At 68.8% G+C, this 15,107-nt stretch carries 12 protein-coding genes; 5 read left to right on the top strand and 7 right to left on the bottom strand.

Annotated elements, in window-relative coordinates; all coding sequences use genetic code 11:
* Positions 1 to 60 precede the first annotated feature (60 nt).
* From NQU54_RS13155 to NQU54_RS13175, 5 genes are all read right to left on the bottom strand, one after another.
* Positions 61 to 1,635: an AMP-binding protein gene (locus NQU54_RS13155; protein ID WP_257631215.1), complete on the bottom strand. Its 1,575-nt coding sequence runs from the start codon at positions 1,633 to 1,635 to the stop codon at positions 61 to 63.
* An 85-nt stretch (positions 1,636 to 1,720) separates the two neighbouring features.
* Positions 1,721 to 2,500: an SDR family NAD(P)-dependent oxidoreductase gene (locus NQU54_RS13160; RefSeq protein ID WP_257631216.1), complete on the bottom strand. Its 780-nt coding sequence runs from the start codon at positions 2,498 to 2,500 to the stop codon at positions 1,721 to 1,723.
* A complete protein-coding gene (locus tag NQU54_RS13165) occupies positions 2,497 to 5,739 on the bottom strand; it encodes a non-ribosomal peptide synthetase (RefSeq protein ID WP_257631217.1) in 3,243 nt (1,080 codons plus the stop codon). The genes NQU54_RS13160 and NQU54_RS13165 overlap by 4 nt, the downstream gene beginning before the upstream one ends.
* Positions 5,733 to 5,984 (bottom strand): hypothetical protein, encoded by a 252-nt coding sequence (locus NQU54_RS13170; protein ID WP_197710358.1) that lies wholly within the window; start codon positions 5,982 to 5,984, stop codon positions 5,733 to 5,735. The genes NQU54_RS13165 and NQU54_RS13170 overlap by 7 nt, the downstream gene beginning before the upstream one ends.
* Positions 5,985 to 6,217: 233 nt before the next feature.
* Positions 6,218 to 7,504, bottom strand: coding sequence for an MFS transporter (locus NQU54_RS13175; RefSeq protein WP_257631218.1), 1,287 nt, complete (start codon positions 7,502 to 7,504; stop codon positions 6,218 to 6,220).
* Positions 7,505 to 7,834: 330 nt separating this feature from the next.
* Between NQU54_RS13175 and proB the strand changes: the two genes are divergently transcribed.
* The 3 genes from proB to NQU54_RS13190 are packed head-to-tail and all read left to right on the top strand — an operon-like array spanning position 7,835 to position 11,414.
* Positions 7,835 to 8,917 (top strand): glutamate 5-kinase, encoded by a 1,083-nt coding sequence (gene proB, locus NQU54_RS13180; protein ID WP_257631219.1) that lies wholly within the window; start codon positions 7,835 to 7,837, stop codon positions 8,915 to 8,917.
* A 2-nt stretch (positions 8,918 to 8,919) separates the two neighbouring features.
* Complete coding sequence (locus NQU54_RS13185; RefSeq protein WP_257631220.1) at positions 8,920 to 10,170, top strand: glutamate-5-semialdehyde dehydrogenase; 1,251 nt, start codon at positions 8,920 to 8,922, stop codon at positions 10,168 to 10,170.
* The gene (locus NQU54_RS13190) at positions 10,170 to 11,414 is read left to right on the top strand and encodes a pyridoxal phosphate-dependent aminotransferase (RefSeq protein WP_257631221.1); all 1,245 of its coding nucleotides are present in this window, start codon (positions 10,170 to 10,172) and stop codon (positions 11,412 to 11,414) included. Before NQU54_RS13185 ends, NQU54_RS13190 begins: the two co-directional genes overlap by 1 nt.
* 452 nt (positions 11,415 to 11,866) lie before the next feature.
* On the opposite strand, the gene NQU54_RS13195 is transcribed toward NQU54_RS13190, so the two are convergent.
* Together NQU54_RS13195 and NQU54_RS13200 are read right to left on the bottom strand one after the other, a co-directional pair.
* Entirely contained in the window at positions 11,867 to 12,532 is a 666-nt protein-coding gene (locus NQU54_RS13195) for a nucleotidyl transferase AbiEii/AbiGii toxin family protein (protein WP_257631222.1), read from the bottom strand.
* The gene (locus NQU54_RS13200; protein WP_441005741.1) at positions 12,529 to 12,888 is read right to left on the bottom strand and encodes a hypothetical protein; all 360 of its coding nucleotides are present in this window, start codon (positions 12,886 to 12,888) and stop codon (positions 12,529 to 12,531) included. The genes NQU54_RS13195 and NQU54_RS13200 overlap by 4 nt, the downstream gene beginning before the upstream one ends.
* Positions 12,889 to 13,498: 610 nt before the next feature.
* Here NQU54_RS13200 and NQU54_RS13205 point away from each other — a divergent pair.
* Together NQU54_RS13205 and NQU54_RS13210 are read left to right on the top strand one after the other, a co-directional pair.
* The gene (locus tag NQU54_RS13205) at positions 13,499 to 14,395 is read left to right on the top strand and encodes an AAA family ATPase (protein ID WP_257631224.1); all 897 of its coding nucleotides are present in this window, start codon (positions 13,499 to 13,501) and stop codon (positions 14,393 to 14,395) included.
* Positions 14,396 to 14,435: 40 nt separating this feature from the next.
* Positions 14,436 to 14,714 carry a TetR-like C-terminal domain-containing protein gene (locus tag NQU54_RS13210; protein ID WP_257631291.1) on the top strand — a complete coding sequence of 93 codons (279 nt, stop codon included), beginning with the start codon at positions 14,436 to 14,438 and terminating at the stop codon, positions 14,712 to 14,714.
* Positions 14,715 to 15,107: the final 393 nt, after the last annotated feature.

Consider the following 15,107-nt stretch of genomic DNA (forward strand, 5'->3'; position numbering starts at 1 on the left):
CTCGTCTCCTCGGTCACTCGGTGACTTGTACAACTGGTCGGGTCGGACACTGAACCCTCGTCAGGCCGCGAACTCGTCGGTCAGCCGCTTGCGGTCCACCTTCCCGACGGTGGTCAGCGGGAGCGACTCGCGGTGGTGGTAGCTGCGCGGATGCATATAGCGGGGCAGGGCGGAGACCAGCTTCGTGAATTCGTCCGCCGGGACCTCCTTGCCGGTGTACACGGCGCGCAGTTCGTTCTCGCCATCAGCGGCGGGGACGACGAGGACTATGGCCTCCTCGATCGAGAGGTGACACCGCAGCGCCGACTCGATCTCACCGAGTTCGATCCGGTTGCCGCGGATCTTGACCTGTCCGTCGACGCGTCCGAGGTGGACCAGTTCGCCGCCCTCGAGCCGGCACCGGTCGCCGGTGCGGTAGTAGTGTTCCGGCGTCACCGGCTCCCGGCCGTCGTGGACGCGGCCGCGGTCCGAGTCGGCGTCCGAGCCCGATTCCATCAGGACGAACCGCCCGGCGTTCTCCCCGGGGTCCAGATAGCCGGGGAAGCGCTGCGGGCCACGCACACACAGCTCACCGTCGTCGGCGGGCCGCAGGTCCTCGTCCAGCAGGAGCCAGTCCATACGCGGGTGCGGGAGGCCGATGGGGATGGACCGGTTGGTGGTCTCCGGCCAGTCGGCCCGCTCCCGTGGAACCTCGTACCCGGTGATGACGATCGTGGTCTCTGTCGGGCCGTAGCAGTTGGTCATGACCGCGTTCGGCGCCGCGGCGCACCAAGCCTCGGCCTGGTCGACGCCGAGCCTCTCCCCGCCGAACAGGCCACGCCGCAGCGTGGGCATGCTTCCGGGGGCCAGCGCCCGCAGGCGCTTGGCGAAGGAGATGACGGACGGCACCGACATCCAGTGGGTGAGCCGCCTGGTGTTGACGATCCGCACCGGGGTGAACACATCACCGTGCTGCGCCACGCAGAGGGTCGAACCGGACCCCCAGGTGCTGAACATCTCGGACACCGAACCGTCGAAGGACATCTCGAAGTTCTGCGAAACCCGGCAGCCGGGGCCGAGTTCATAGCGCGGAATGACCTCCGTGAGGAACGCGTTCACGCTGGCGTACGTGGTGGGCACGCCCTTGGGCCTGCCGGTGGTTCCGCTGGTGAAGATGATGTACGCCGTGCCGGTCTCGGGCTGGTGGACCTGGTCCGGGATGTCGTCCGAGGGGTCGGGGGCGAGCAGCGGACGCCACTTCTCGCCCGTCATGTCGAGCAGCCGTACTCCGGCGTCGCGCCGGTACTCCGCCGCGCCGTCACCCGCGGTGTCGTCGAACACCGTGAGATCGAGTCCGCCCTCCTTGGTGATGTCGACGTTGCGCGACGCCGGGGCGGCGGGATTCAGCGGCACCGCGGTGGCACCGAGCCGCTGCACCGCCAGATAGGCGACATAGCTGACCGCGGTGCGCGAGGTGAGCAGGCCCACTCGATCGGGCCGGCCACCCATCGCTTCGACCATGCGGGCCGACATCCACTCCGCGGCGGCCCGCAGTTCCGCGTAGGTGAGGGTGACGTCGAGCACCTCAAGGGCCGGGTCCTCCGGACTCGCCTCGGCGGAGGCCCGGAACCAGTCGTAGAGGGTGCGGGTCGTCATGGTGCTTCCCTTCCGGAGGAGACGCTGATCGAGAGGTCCAAGGAGTGGGGTACTGCTCGCGCCCGGACGTGCCGCCATGCGCCCGTCACCACATGAACTGTCCGCCGTCCACGACGAGCTTCTGTCCCGTCATATACGCGCTGTTCGGGCTGACGAGGAATTCGAGGGCGTTCGCGATCTCCTCCGGGTCGGCGATCCGCCGCTGCGGTATCTCGTCGAGCATTCCGCGCCGGGCGTCCGGATCGTTCAGGTTGAACCGCTCGACCAGTTCGTCGGTCTCGGTGTTGCCGGGGATCAGGCAGTTGACCCGGACGCGGGGGGCCAGTTCGAGAGCGAGGCACTTGGTCAGATGCAGCAGACCCGCCTTGCTCGCACAGTAGTTGGCGCCGTTGCGGCGGGGGCGGATGCCCGTGGTGGCGCCGACGTTGACGATCGTCGCGTCGGTGTCGGAGGCCACCATCGCCGGGGCGAGCGCGCGGGTCAGATAGAAGACACCGGAGAGGTTGGTGTCGATGACCCGCCGCCAGTCGTCGTGGCTCATCTCCAGGAACGGACGGTCGACGTTCATCCCGGCGTTGTTGACCAGAACCACCGGCGGCCCGTACTCCGCCACAACGGCCTCCGCCGCTTCGGCCACCGAGGCTCCGTCGGACAGGTCCACCCGCACGGTGTTCAGCCTGGGGCCCAACTCCCGCACCGCACCGCGCGCACCGTCCTCGTCGGACCGGTACAGCGCGTTCACCCGGAAACCCAGCTTCACCAGACGACGGCTGAAGGCGAGGCCGATACCGCGGGTTCCGCCGCTGACGACGGCTGCCGGAGGCCGAGTCGCCGCTGTCGTCCCGGCAACGGCCGCGGCCGTCATGCCCGGGCCTCGCCTTCTGCGCCGTCGGCGTCTCGCGCGTTTCGGGCGCCTTCGGCCAGGCTCGCCCGTACGAGTTCGGCGAGCGTCGCGATGGTGGGCGACCGGAAGAACTCGGGTACCGGGACCGTCGTGCCGTACTCCTCCTCGATCTCGGCGAAGGCCGTGAAGATGTTCAGGGAGTGGGCTCCGTAATCGATCAGGGACCGGTCGCGGGCGATGCTGTCCGTCCCCAGGATCGACGACCAGATGGCGGCCAGTCCGCGCTCCAGATCGGAGGCGTATTCGACCGCGGTCGTGGCCGCGTTCGTCTTCCGCTCGGTGATGAGCCGGTCCGCCAGGGCGGCCAGGGCCTCCCGGTCGGTCTTGCCGGTGCGCGACGTCGGTATCCCGTCGGTGTCGAAGATCCAGGACGGCGACATGTACGACGGCAGTGCCGCGGAGATCCGGGCTTGGAGCTCCGCGTGATCGGGGTCGGCGCCCGGCTCCGCATCGAGGAAGAGGACCAGTTCGCGGTCGGCCCCGAGCCCCCTCGCCACCGCGACGGACTGCCTGACTCCGGCCGCGGTGTTGGCGATCGCCTCGATTTCACCGAGCTCCACCCGGTAACCGCGGATCTTCGTCTGGCCATCCCGTCGGCCGAGGAAGATCAGTGTCCCGTCGGCGTCCCGCACCACCTGGTCACCTGTGCGGTACATGCGCGAGGCGGTGTCGCCGGAGAACCGGTCGGGCAGGAAGCCGGCCACGGTCCGTTCCGCGTCGAGATAGCCGTTTGCGGGGCTGACGCCGCCGAGGTGGAGTTCGCCGGGTACGCCGACGGGTGCGAGATGGCCCGTCCCGTCGACCACGTACGCCGCGACACCCGGCAACGGGCGGCCGATCGGTGCGTGGGCGGGCCACCGCGCGTCGTCGCCCCGCATCTCGTGCACCGTGGCGGCGTTGGTCTCGGTGGGACCGTAGAGGTTGACGAGCACACACTCCGGGTGGTCGGCGAAGAACCGGCGGATCTCGTCGTCGACGAGGAGCTGCTCACCGGAGACGCAGACGCGCCGCAGGCCGGGAAAGCGGGCCGAGGCACGCCGTGCGGCCTGGACGAACGGGCGGAGGGCCGCCACCGGCAGGAATACGTGGCTGGCCCGTGTCTCCTCGATGCGCCGGATCAGCGCCGGGAAGTCCCGCCGGTCGGCCGGCTCGCGGGAGACGACGGTGCCGCCCGAGGCGAGTGTCGGAATGATCTCCTGGAAAGAGACGTCGAAGCCGAGGGGCGCGTACTGGAGGAAACGCGTCGTCGCGTCGTGCTCCATGGCGGAGATCTGCCACGCCGCCAGGTTCAGCAGGGGCCGGTGGCCCATCACCACCCCCTTGGGGACACCACTCGATCCCGAGGTGAACATCAGGTACACCGCCGAGTCGGCGGAGCCGCCCACGGCACGGGGCCCGTCGCCGGGGACGGAGAGTTCGGCCAGGCCGGTGGTGCGCGTCCCGGGGAGGCCGGGGCCGCGGCCGACGATCAGGCGACAACCTGCCTGGTCCACCATATGAGCGAGGCGTTCCCACGGCAGGCTCGTGTCCAGCGGCAGATAGGTGGCACCGCGGCGCAGGATCGCGAGCATCGCGATCACGGTGTCGCACAGCCCGTCCAGGGACAGGCCGACGACCTGCCCCGGCGTGACCCCCTGCCGGGACAGTCCGTCGGCGGTTCGCCCGGCGGCGGCCAGGAGTTCGCCGTACGTCAGGTTCCGCAGGGGCTCCTCGACGGCGATCGCGTCGGGCGTACGGCGAGCGGCCTGCTCGATCCACTCCGCGAGACCGCCTGCCGGAACCGGTGCCGGACGGCCGGCATCCGCCGGCTCGACCGCCGTGCCCGGAAGGTCGCCATCGGTGATCCAGTCGGTGAACAGATCGGCCAGCGGACGGGTGCCGTCTTCGAGCGTGCGACGCAGTGCCGTGCGCAGCGACGCGAGCAGCGCGTCCGCGGCAGCCTCCGATATCAGATGCCGGTCGTACTCGAGCTCCAGCAACCAGCGGCTCTCCACCTTCGTGGCACCGAGCCACAGGTCGAACTTCGCCGTTCCGTTGCCGGGCTCCCGCACCCCGACGACGGCGCCGGTCGATTTCCCGTCGAAGGTGTCCTGCATCGCGAGCATGCAGGAGAACAAGGGGTTGCGGTTGCTGGTGCGGTCCTGCCCGACACCCGCCACGAGCTGGTCGAGCGTGACGGAGACCCTGCCGCGGCAGTAGTCGACGGCTTCCCGGACGGTCCCGGCGATGTGCTCGTCCACCGTGCGCGACCAGTCCACGTCGACCGTGACCGGCAGAGTGTTGACGAAGAAGCCGCAGAGGTCGTACGAGCGGACCGTGCGCCTGGCCGACAGGGGACTGCCGATCAGGACCGTGGACACACCGCCGTGCCGGGCGAGTACGGCCCCGTAGACGGCGCTCAGCAGGACGAAGGGCGTGACGGAGAGCCGCTTGCAGGTCTCCTGGAAGTCGATCGCTTCTCGCTCACTGAGCAGCCACGAAAGGCGTGCACCGGAGAAGTCCGTCTCCTCCGGCCGCCCCGGCCGGGGGTTCAGCACAAGAGGCGGTGCGGCACGCAACCGCTCGGCCCATACCTTGACGTGCTCGGCCGTCTCCGGCGAGCCGGAGGCCCGGTTCTGCGCCTCGAGTTCCCTGAGGAAGGCCGATTCGCGTGCCTCGCGCAGCGTTTCGATGTCCTCCGTGGTGAGCTTCGAGGTCAGCGCGGATTCCAGGTCACGGATGATCGGCCCCGTCGAGACCCCGTCCCCGATGAGGTGATGGCCGCACAGCAGAATGGCGGCCGCGGAGCCGTCAGTGGCGCGTACGTATCCGAATCGATAGGCCGGCCCTGTCGCGAGGTCGAACGGGCGTTGCCCGAGCCGCCTCGCCAATGCCTCGGCAGCGGCGGCGTACTCCTCCGGCGGTACGTCCACCCGCTCGACCGGCACATGTCCCGTCTCCGGCGGAGGGGTGAATCTGGAATGCATCCTCGGCAGGTGGCCGAAGACCTGGCGCAGCGCCGGCTGAACCGTGACCAGTACCGCGAGGGCATGGTCCACGGCATCGTCCGACAGCCGCGGATCGAGGTCGAACTGCATGATCTGGTTGTAGATCTCGCGGGTCGGCACCCTGCTGTCGACGACGAGCAGCCCCTTCTGGGCATTGGTCAGCGGCAGAAGGGTCGGGTCCGCCGCGCCAGGGGCCGTGGTGTTCTTCAGCATGCGGCACCGGTCTCATCCGCGTCCTTCGGGAACAGGCTGATGAGCCAGACCTTGAGGTCCCCGACCGTCCGTACGTCGACCAGGCCCGCGGCATCGATCTCCGCGTCCTCGTCGGCGACCTCAACAGCAAGGCGCAGGAGCGACAGTGACTCCAGACCGGCCTCCTGGATCAATGTGGAGTCGACGAAATCCGCCGTGGCGTATTGCGCGATCCTCGAATCAAGGTCTGTCGGTGTGATCAGCACGTTGTCTCCACCTCATGCCGATGGCTCGTACGCCGAGCGTGGGACCGCTCGTGCAACGGATAACGGCGGGCGCGGCCCGCGAAGGGGCCCCGCCGGGCGCTTACGACGCCTGCACGGCGATTCTTCCGAGTCGAGTTGTTCTCTCGATGTGCTGTCGATGCGCCGGCCCTGTGACGTGCGTCGACCGTCACGTACTGAGTCGCTTGCCGAAAGAGCCGGCCTCCTCCCGACCGTCAGCGGGCAGCGATCCGCGCTTCGACTTCGATGAGTGCCTTCGGCGTGAAGACCCGCAGGAAGGGAACGATGACCACCGCCGTGGCCACGGCGAAGAGGCCGAACGTCACCCGGTACCCCAGCCACTGGGCGAGCGCTCCCGACACCGCGGCACCGACCGGGATGGAGCCCCAGGAGAAGAGCCGGGCGGCGGCACTGTAGCGGCCCATCAACTCGGCACCCACCAGTGTCTGACTGATGCTGCGGGAGTTGACCACCCACAGCGTGCCCCCCATGCCGCCGAGGAACGCGGCCGCACCGATGGCCCAGACGTTGCTGGTCAACGCCGGGACAGCGACCATGGAAGCGGAGAAGAAGACGTTTCCGAACATGACCCACCGCCGGCCGAGGAGCCGGTTGGCAAGGCCGACGCTCATCGTGCCCACGACACCCCCGACGCCCAGCGCCCCCACGAGCATGCCGTAACGGTCCGCGCTCAGGCCCAGCTCCTTCGTCGTGATCAGCGGCATGAGGGCGAACCAGGCGGCCCAGCAGGTGATGAGCCCGGTGACCGTCAGCGAGAGCATCCGCAGCAGCCGCTGGTTCCACAGGAACCGCAGACCTTCGCCAATCTGCTGATTGACGGTCAACTCCGGCTGGCCGGAGCGGCGCGGGACCCGGAACCGGCCCACCAGGAAGGGAAGGACGAGGATGGCCAACGCATATCCGCCGATGGTCGCGCCGAGCGCGATCGAAGCGCTCCCGGCGACGAGGATGCCGCCCACGAACGGCCCGGCGAACTCGTTGCACAGCGTCTCCGCCGCTGTCACCCAGGTGTTGGCACGCTCGCGACCGGCCGGTGCCACGGCGTCCGGGACCAGCGCCGCGGCGGATGTCAGGGCTATCACCTCCGCGACACCGAGGATCAGCCCGCCCCCGTAGAGCATGGGAAGGCTGACCACGTCAGCCACCAGGGCAGCGAAGAGGCCGAGCACCACGGTCATGCGCATGGCGTTGGCCAGCCACAGCAGCTTGCGGCGATCGGACCGGTCGACCAGCACGCCCACATGCAGCGCGACCAGCAGCCACGGCAGGGTCAGGGTGAGCAGCACACCCGAGACCAGCGCGGGTGAGTCGGTCAGTGACGTGGCGATGAGAGGGAGCGCCACCTTGGTCACGCCGTCGGTCAGGTTGGTCACGGCGGTGAACGACACCAGCACCCAGGTGTTGCGCGTGCTGGCGTCCGCCGGGGGCGACTGTGGGGACAGTCCCGGCGACGACGTGCTGGACACCGTAGGTTCTGCCATAGGAACTCCCGATTCCGATCCGCCTCGTAGCCGGGGCACACAGCACGACGTCGGGTGAGTCCCGAACAAGTGACCTTCCCGATTGATCAGGCATCAGCCCGTGGGCGAGTTTAGCCAGTTGGCGACATGGCGCAACGCGCCGAATAGCCGCCCGCGCAAGGGCAGAGGTCATGGAAAGCGCTGAATTCCGCGGGTGCGCGAGCGCCCGACAGCGACGGCGAATCGGCAGCACATTGAGAGAACACCGCCCCCGGCAACCATCTCTTCCTGGAAGCGGCCACCGCCCCTCCGATCTCTCATATCGACTGCCTAGGTTCAGGCGAGGGGACCATGCGGGATGGAATCAACGACGGCACTGGCAACCGGGTCGTCATCAAGGTCGGAACTTCGTCCCTGATCACTCGGGGAAGGGTGGACCCCGTCAAGCTCGACACCCTCTGCGCGACGGTGTCGAAGGGAATCGAGGCCGGTTTGGCGCCGGTGCTCGTCACCTCGGGGGCCATCGCACTGGGCCGGACCATGCACAGCACTTTGGCACAGGACACGGCGGAGGCCGCACAGACCGCGGCGGCGCTCGGCCAGGGAGTGCTGTACTCGGCGCTCCACGCCCGATTTGCCGCGCACGGCCTGGAAACAGGACAGATCCTGCTGACGCCGCGCGCTCTCGTCGCACCGGAACGCGGTGGGGGCGTCCGCCGCACGCTCGACCTGATGCGGTCGCTGGGCATGGTGCCCATCGTCAACGAGAACGACGCGCTGGGCGTGCGCAACAACGACGTACTGGCCGCTCTGCTCAGCGGGTTCATCGAAGCGCGGCTGCTTCTGCTGCTCACCAACGTGGCCGGCCTCTACGACGGCAACCCGCTGCTCGGCGAGGACGCCGTGCGCATCGCCGAGGTGACGGGGCCGATCTCCGAGGTCGAGGCGGTGGCCGGGGGATCCACCGGGGACAGCGGAACCGGCGGCATGCTCGTGAAACTGAGCGCCTGCTGGATCGCCACGCACGCCGGGGTCCGCACCGTGGTGGCCGACGCCATGGACTCCACCGCCCTGGTCGCGGCCTTCCGGGGCGACGAGGTGGCGGGGACCGTCTTCCCACCGCGCACCTCCCACTCCGCCGCACCCGATCTGGGCCGCCTGTGGCGTGCGTTCCGGAACCCCCCGAGCGGGTCCGTGGTCTGCGACGCCACGGGGCAGCAGGCCATCGAGTCGGGCCGAGCCCTGCTCGGCGGGAGCGTCGACGCGATCGAGGGGTCGTTCAGCAGCGGCGACGTCGTGGACATCGTCGGCTCGGACTCCCGGGTGATCGCCCGCGGCAGCGTCCGCCTCAGCTCGGCGGAGGCCGGGGCCGGCGGCCGGCCTGCCTCGGCATTGTTCAACCACTGTGACTACGTACGGATTTTGGAGGGCTAGTCGTGTCGGTAACCGAGATCTGCCGTGCTGCCGCGGAGGCGTCCGCCGCCGTCAAGCAGCTGACCACGGCCCAGAAGAACCAGGTCCTCCTGGACATGGCGGCCGCCATCGAGCGCCACCGGGACTCGATCACCAAGGCGAACGAGCAGGACATCGGGGCCGCCCGCGCGGCCGGCGTCACCCCCACCCTCATCGACCGCCTGACCCTCACCGAGAGCAGGATGGCCGGCCTGGTGAAGGCCGTCCACACGGTGGCATCGCTGGCGGACCCGGTCGGTGAGGTCGTCAAGGGCTGGACGCGGCCCAACGGGCTGCTGGTCGAGCAGGTGCGGGAGCCACTGGGCGTCATCGCGGTGATCTACGAGGCTCGGCCCAATGTCACGGCGGAGGTCGCGGCACTGTGTCTGAAGACCGGCAACTGCGCGGTGCTGCGCGGCTCGTCCATGGCCGCCGCCACCAATGCCGCGATCATGGCGGCCCTGGCGGAGGCCGTCTCCGAGCACGACGAAGTGCCCACCGCGGCCGTTCAGCTGATATCCGACCCGTCCCGTGACGCCGCCATGGACCTCATGCGCGCCAAGGGGTACGTCGATCTGCTCGTTCCGCGAGGCGGCCCGGAGCTGATCGCCTCCGTCGAGCAGAACGCCACCGTACCCACGGTGATCGACGGCGCCGGCAACTGCCACACCTACATCGACGGCTCCGCCGACCTGGACATCGCGACCGCGGTGACCATCAACGCGAAGACCTCCCGGCCCAGCGTGTGCAATGCGATGGAGACCCTGCTGGTCCACGAGGACCTGGCGGAGTCCTGGCTGCCCGGTGTCCTCGAGCTACTGGCCGAGGCGGGCGTGGAGATCCGCGGCGACGAGACCGTGCGGCACGTCTGGCCGAAGGCGGTCGCCGCGACCGAGGAGGACTGGGGCACCGAGTACCTGCGGCTCGTGCTCGCGGTCAAGGTCGTTCCCGATGCCGACGGCGCCATCGCACACATCCGCCGGTGGGGCACTTCCAACGCGGAGGGCATCGTGGCCAAGGACATCGACGTGGCGCGGCGCTTCACCCGGGAGGTCGACTCCGGCAGCGTCTTCGTCAACACCTCCACCCGCTACTCCGACGGTGGGGAGTTCGGCTACGGCGTGGAGATCGGCGTCTCCACCCAGAAGCTGCATGTGCGAGGACCCATGGGGCTGGACGCGCTCACCACCGTGAAGAACGTGGTCTGGGGCAGTGGCCAGACGAGGACGATCTGATGGGGGGACAGCTGCACACCGCGGCGAAGCAGCCGTTGCGCACCTCCCTGCTGATGGAGGACATCGGCCAGGCACTGTCGGTCCAGTACAACAACCTCGTCTACGACATGAAGGCCGCCGGACGGGACATCATCACGCTGTCCCTCGGCGAGGCCTTCTTCGACCTGCCGCTGCCGACGTTCGACGGGCTCACGACGCCCGGTCTGCACCACTACTCGCACTCCCGGGGACTGCCGGAGCTGCGGCGGCTGCTGGCCAAGTACTACGAGACCAGGTTCGCGCTCCCGGTGGACCCGGACACCGAGGTGATCGTCACCGCCGGATCGAAGGCCGCCATCCACATGGCGCTCATGGCCATCCTCGACCCCGGCGACCAGGTGATCGTGCCGGAGCCGTACTGGCTGAGCTATCCGGCGCAGATCCGTATGTGCCGTGGCGAGCCGGTGATGGTTCCCCACGATGTGCCGGTCTTCGACTTCGAACGGTTCATCACCGCGCGCACACGTGCCGTCATCATCAACAACCCGAACAACCCGAGCGGGCACATCTACACCCGGGCCGAGCTGGAGTACCTGCACGAACTGGCCGACCGTCATGGGCTCTTGCTGATCGTCGACGAGGCGTACAACGAGTTCGTGCCGCCGGGCACCGAGTTCCTCGCGGCCGGGGCGCTCGACCCGGACAAGGAGCACACGGTCACGGTCAACTCGATGTCGAAGAACTACGGCGTCTCGGGCTGGCGGATCGGATACCTCATCGCCAACCAGCGGCTCACCGACCAGGTTCTGAAGATCAACCAGCATCTGGTCACCTGTGCGCCGACCATTCTGGCCGCCTATCTCGCCGAACGTTTCGACGACCTTCTGGACATCACCAGACCTCAGATCCAGCGCACCGTCCAACTGCGCAACCGCGTCGGTACCTGGTTCACGGACAACGGCATCGGCACATTGCCCGGCACGTCGACGTTCTATCTCTTCGCCTCCCTGGGCGGATCCAGCCTCGACTCCACCGAGTTCGCCGGCCGGCTGCTGAAGGAGAGCGCGATCAGCGTGGTGCCCGGCATCGGGTACGGGGACTCTTGCGATCGCTACATCCGGGTCTCCGTGGGCAGCGAGTCCGAAGACCGCATCGCCCGCGGCGTGGCCGCGATCCGCGACCTCGTCGAGACCACCACTCCCGCGCACCTCGCCTCTCGCCCGGGTTCGACATCGTTCGCCGGAGGGCCGAATCCAGGGGTGTGACCCGGGCGGACACGGGCCGGCCGGATCGCACTCCGGCTCCGTTCCACCGACGAGGACACCTCCCCCGACCTCGGGACGCGCATAGATTCCGAGGTCGACGTCGGCGAACATCGCCCTCGGCGCGCGGACCCCGCCCGCGGCCGCGGGCGGGATGTGGTGGACCTCCTGACGCAGCGGCCGCAGCGACACCGGCTGCACTGCTACCGCCCGTGCCGCCGCGACGGGGTTTGCCGGACCATCCCCGGCTGGCCCTACCAGGTCACCGCCGCACCGGGCGGCAACGAGCTGGAACTGTTCCGGGCGGCCGCCGTATACGCCCTCTACGCAGGCGAGGTCCTCAGGTGGCCCTCCCGCCCTCACCCCGCGCCGGGCCGCGGGCGGTGAGGCGTGTCCTGGGCACAGGCCCGCTGTACGCGACGATTCCGCGGACGCCTCGGGCAGACAGCCGCTGGTCAGTCGTCCACGGCCTCTTCATGCAGGCGCCTGGCCAGATCATCGGCCCAATCTCCGGCCCAGGCCCGCAAGGTGGCCGTCTCCGTGACTGTAAGACCATAGGCGGTGAATTCCTCGTCCTCGTACCAGTCCGCACCCGCCAGACGGGCCTGGAGATCCTCGAGGCAGAACTCGTCGCGGGCGTGACGGCGGCCGAGCGTTTCCAGGTCGGCGGTGGTGTGGAGGCGGGAGGCGGCGTGGACGTCGATGAGGTCACGCACGGCGCCGCGGTCGGCCAGCGCGCGCACCTTCGTGCCGATGACGTCGTCCAGTGCGAGGACGGGGCCGTACTCGGTGGCGGTGGGAGGGCGCCAGAACGCCTCCTTGAGGATGTCGACCTCGCACTGCTCACCAGTGGCGGCATCGGTGACCATGAGGCGGCCCGAAAGCGGGTCCACGCCCACCTCTGTCACCTGCCAGCCGCGCTCCGTCAGCCCGGCGGTGAGGGCCCGGATGATCTCCGCCATGGGTGCGGGGTTCTCCGTGGCGACGTCGAGGTCCTGGCTGAGCCGGTCGACCAAGCCATGGGCCTGGACGGCGTACCCGCCGGTGATGACCAGGGGGTACGGGCTGCCGATGGCCAGGACGTCGGAGAGGAGCCGACGGTGGAGATCGCTGAGGTTCACGCCGCGGCTGCCGGACGAGCCGAAGCCAGCTCGGGGAAAGCCTCTTCCCACACGTCGCGGATGGCGCGGCTGATCAACGTGCGCAGGACAGGCCACTGGCTGACCAGGAGGTCCCGGTTCAGCAGGGCGATCAGGTCATCGTGCTGCCCTTCGGCCAGCACCGTGCGGTACATGCTCATCCGCGACCGCGGCCGGTCCAGATCGAACCGCGTCAGGCCCGACCACGCCACATGCAGCGGCAGCTGGACGGAGCCACGCGCCGGCCCGGCCAGCTCGCCGAGCGCGCCGGGAAGCCTTCGTACGTAGCGCTGCCGCAGCACCTCGGCAGCGGACGGTGACGGCTCAGCAGTCGGCATGGCAGACATGCGACCAGTATGAGTGATGAGCACGCGGTTCGTGGCAGAGGGAACCGGGTGGCTGTGGATGATCCGGTACATCAATGCTGGGACCACGGCCACGCCAGCCCTCTCATCGCCCACACGGTGACCGGGAATGCCCTCGGCGGACCTTCGCGTAACAGGTATCAGGGCTGACCAGACCCTATGCCCACCCTACCGAGCGGCAACGCTCCACCCTGGCCCGGATCGCCCTGGCAGACGGTCATCCGCCATCGGGCCACAAGAGCTAACGACGGACTACCGGCGCAGGACACTGGTGATCTACCCAGTCCGGACGTGTCGGCGAAAGAGTACCGTACCGACATGTATCCACCGTTGAGGGGAGCGCTCGTGCGTGTGCAGGACAACGCCAAGGAGCGGGACCGCGGGAACGGGCTGGCGGGGCACCGGCCGCGGCCGCATCGGGTGCCCGAATGGGCAACCCACATCCTCTGCCGGACACCGTCCGCACGCGGGCGGAGTCGTTCTACGGCAACGACGTCTCAGCCGCCGTTCTCCACGACGGGCCGGTGGCCCCAACGCGCCACGGAGACGATGGGGGCTCAGGCGATGACGGTGGGCAGGTGCTGTGTATAGCGGTACCTGCCGTGAAGGATACGAACTCGTCGCACGCGAGGACGAACTCGGCACTCTACAGAGGTCTCTGGAACAAGCAAGCAGCGGCCAGGGCGTCGTGGTCACCGTCACCGGCCCAATCGCCTGCGGCAAGACAGAACTGCTTGACGCGGCTGCCGCGAAGGCTGAGGCCATCATTCTGCGCGCGGTCTGCGCGCCCGAAGAGCGGGCTATGCCGTACGTCATGATCGGGCAGCTCATCGACGACCCGGCGCTCGCGCATCGGGCGCCGGGGCTGGCTGATCGGATAGCCCAGGGCGGGCAGCTGTCGCTGAGGGCCGAGAACCGACTGCGCAGGGATCTCACCCGTGCCCTGCTGGCGCTTGCCGTGCACCGGCCGGTGCTGATCGGCGTCGACGATGTGCATCACGCCGACACCGCCTCTTTGAACTGTCTGCTGCATTTAGCCCGCCGGGTCCGTCCGGCCCGGATATCCATGATCTTCACCGAGTTGCGCAGCCTCACCCCTACGCAGTCACGATTCAAGGCGGAGCTGCTCAGCCTGCCGTACCACCACGAGATCGCGCTGCGTCCATTCGGACCGGAGCAATCGGCGGAGCTGGCTCGCGCCGCCTTCGGCCCGGGCCTCGCCGAGGATGTGCTCGCGGGGTTGTATAAAACGACCGGGGGCAATCTGAGTCTCAGCCGTGGACTGATCAGCGATGTGCGGGAGGCCCGGGCCAACGGAGAGAGCGCTTTCGAGGCGGGCCGCGCGTTCCGGCTGGCGTACCTCAGTTCGCTCTACCGCTGTGGCCCGGTCGCGCTGCGGGTCGCCCGAGTGGCTGCCGTGCTGGACCCAAGCGCCACCACCACGCTGGTGCGCCGTCTAACTAATCTAAGGGGCTGCTGAAGTCACCTCCGCCCGGAAACAGGCCCTGACCTGCGCCCGGCTGGCCGTCGCGCAACTGCTGTCATGGCCCGCCAAGGACCCGGCGGTCACAGAGATGCAAACCAAGATTTGGCGCGACCGCATCGCCTCAGCGGCCAAGGTTGTGGAACAGGCCATTGATCGCGGAGAAGCAACCCGGAACACGGATCCTCGATTCATCATCGAGCTACTCGTCGCTCCGATTCACTGGCGGGTCTTGGTATTGAACGAACAGCTTGAGCCGGACTTGCCTGCCAAGCTGGCGCAGGCGGTCATGGATGGGGTCCAGCGACCTCGCTAGGAATTGGCCCCTGGACCTCACCAAGCGCTCGGCGCGCGCATCACCGCGAACTCCCTCGATGCGGCGGCGGCATCGGAGGCGGCACGGCTGTTGGCTTCACTCAAGGACCCTGCCCATGGTTGGAATGCCCCCGTCGTCGGCGACGGGACGCGCTGTTGGTTCGGGAACCGGTTCTCCCTGATCGCACCGAAGTTCGCCGCATACGGGGTGCACCTATGGGTGCCCGAACTGGGCGGGGATCGATCCCCGCGACCCTTCACACAAGATGCTGATCAGCGTCCTCGAGGGCATCAGCGAGTCGGAGCGGCAGCACGTCCAAGCGCGCGTGCGGGCCGCGATGGACACTCAGGTGGTCAACGAGGGCCCACGCCAGGGAGGGCGGGCGCGCTACGG

It is taken from the genome of Streptomyces malaysiensis subsp. samsunensis (assembly GCF_024519315.1).
Taxonomy (GTDB): domain Bacteria; phylum Actinomycetota; class Actinomycetes; order Streptomycetales; family Streptomycetaceae; genus Streptomyces; species Streptomyces malaysiensis.

Excerpts from the sequence above, each read along its gene's own strand:
- NQU54_RS13155 (WP_257631215.1), bottom strand. The coding sequence starts at position 1,635 with ATGACGACCCGCACCCTCTACGACTGGTTCCGGGCCTCCGCCGAGGCG.
- NQU54_RS13160 (WP_257631216.1), bottom strand. The coding sequence starts at position 2,500 with ATGACGGCCGCGGCCGTTGCCGGGACGACAGCGGCGACTCGGCCTCCG.
- NQU54_RS13165 (WP_257631217.1), bottom strand. The coding sequence starts at position 5,739 with ATGCTGAAGAACACCACGGCCCCTGGCGCGGCGGACCCGACCCTTCTG.
- NQU54_RS13175 (WP_257631218.1), bottom strand. The coding sequence starts at position 7,504 with ATGGCAGAACCTACGGTGTCCAGCACGTCGTCGCCGGGACTGTCCCCA.
- proB (WP_257631219.1), top strand. The coding sequence starts at position 7,835 with ATGCGGGATGGAATCAACGACGGCACTGGCAACCGGGTCGTCATCAAG.
- NQU54_RS13190 (WP_257631221.1), top strand. The coding sequence starts at position 10,170 with ATGGGGGGACAGCTGCACACCGCGGCGAAGCAGCCGTTGCGCACCTCC.
- NQU54_RS13200 (WP_441005741.1), bottom strand. The coding sequence starts at position 12,888 with ATGCCGACTGCTGAGCCGTCACCGTCCGCTGCCGAGGTGCTGCGGCAG.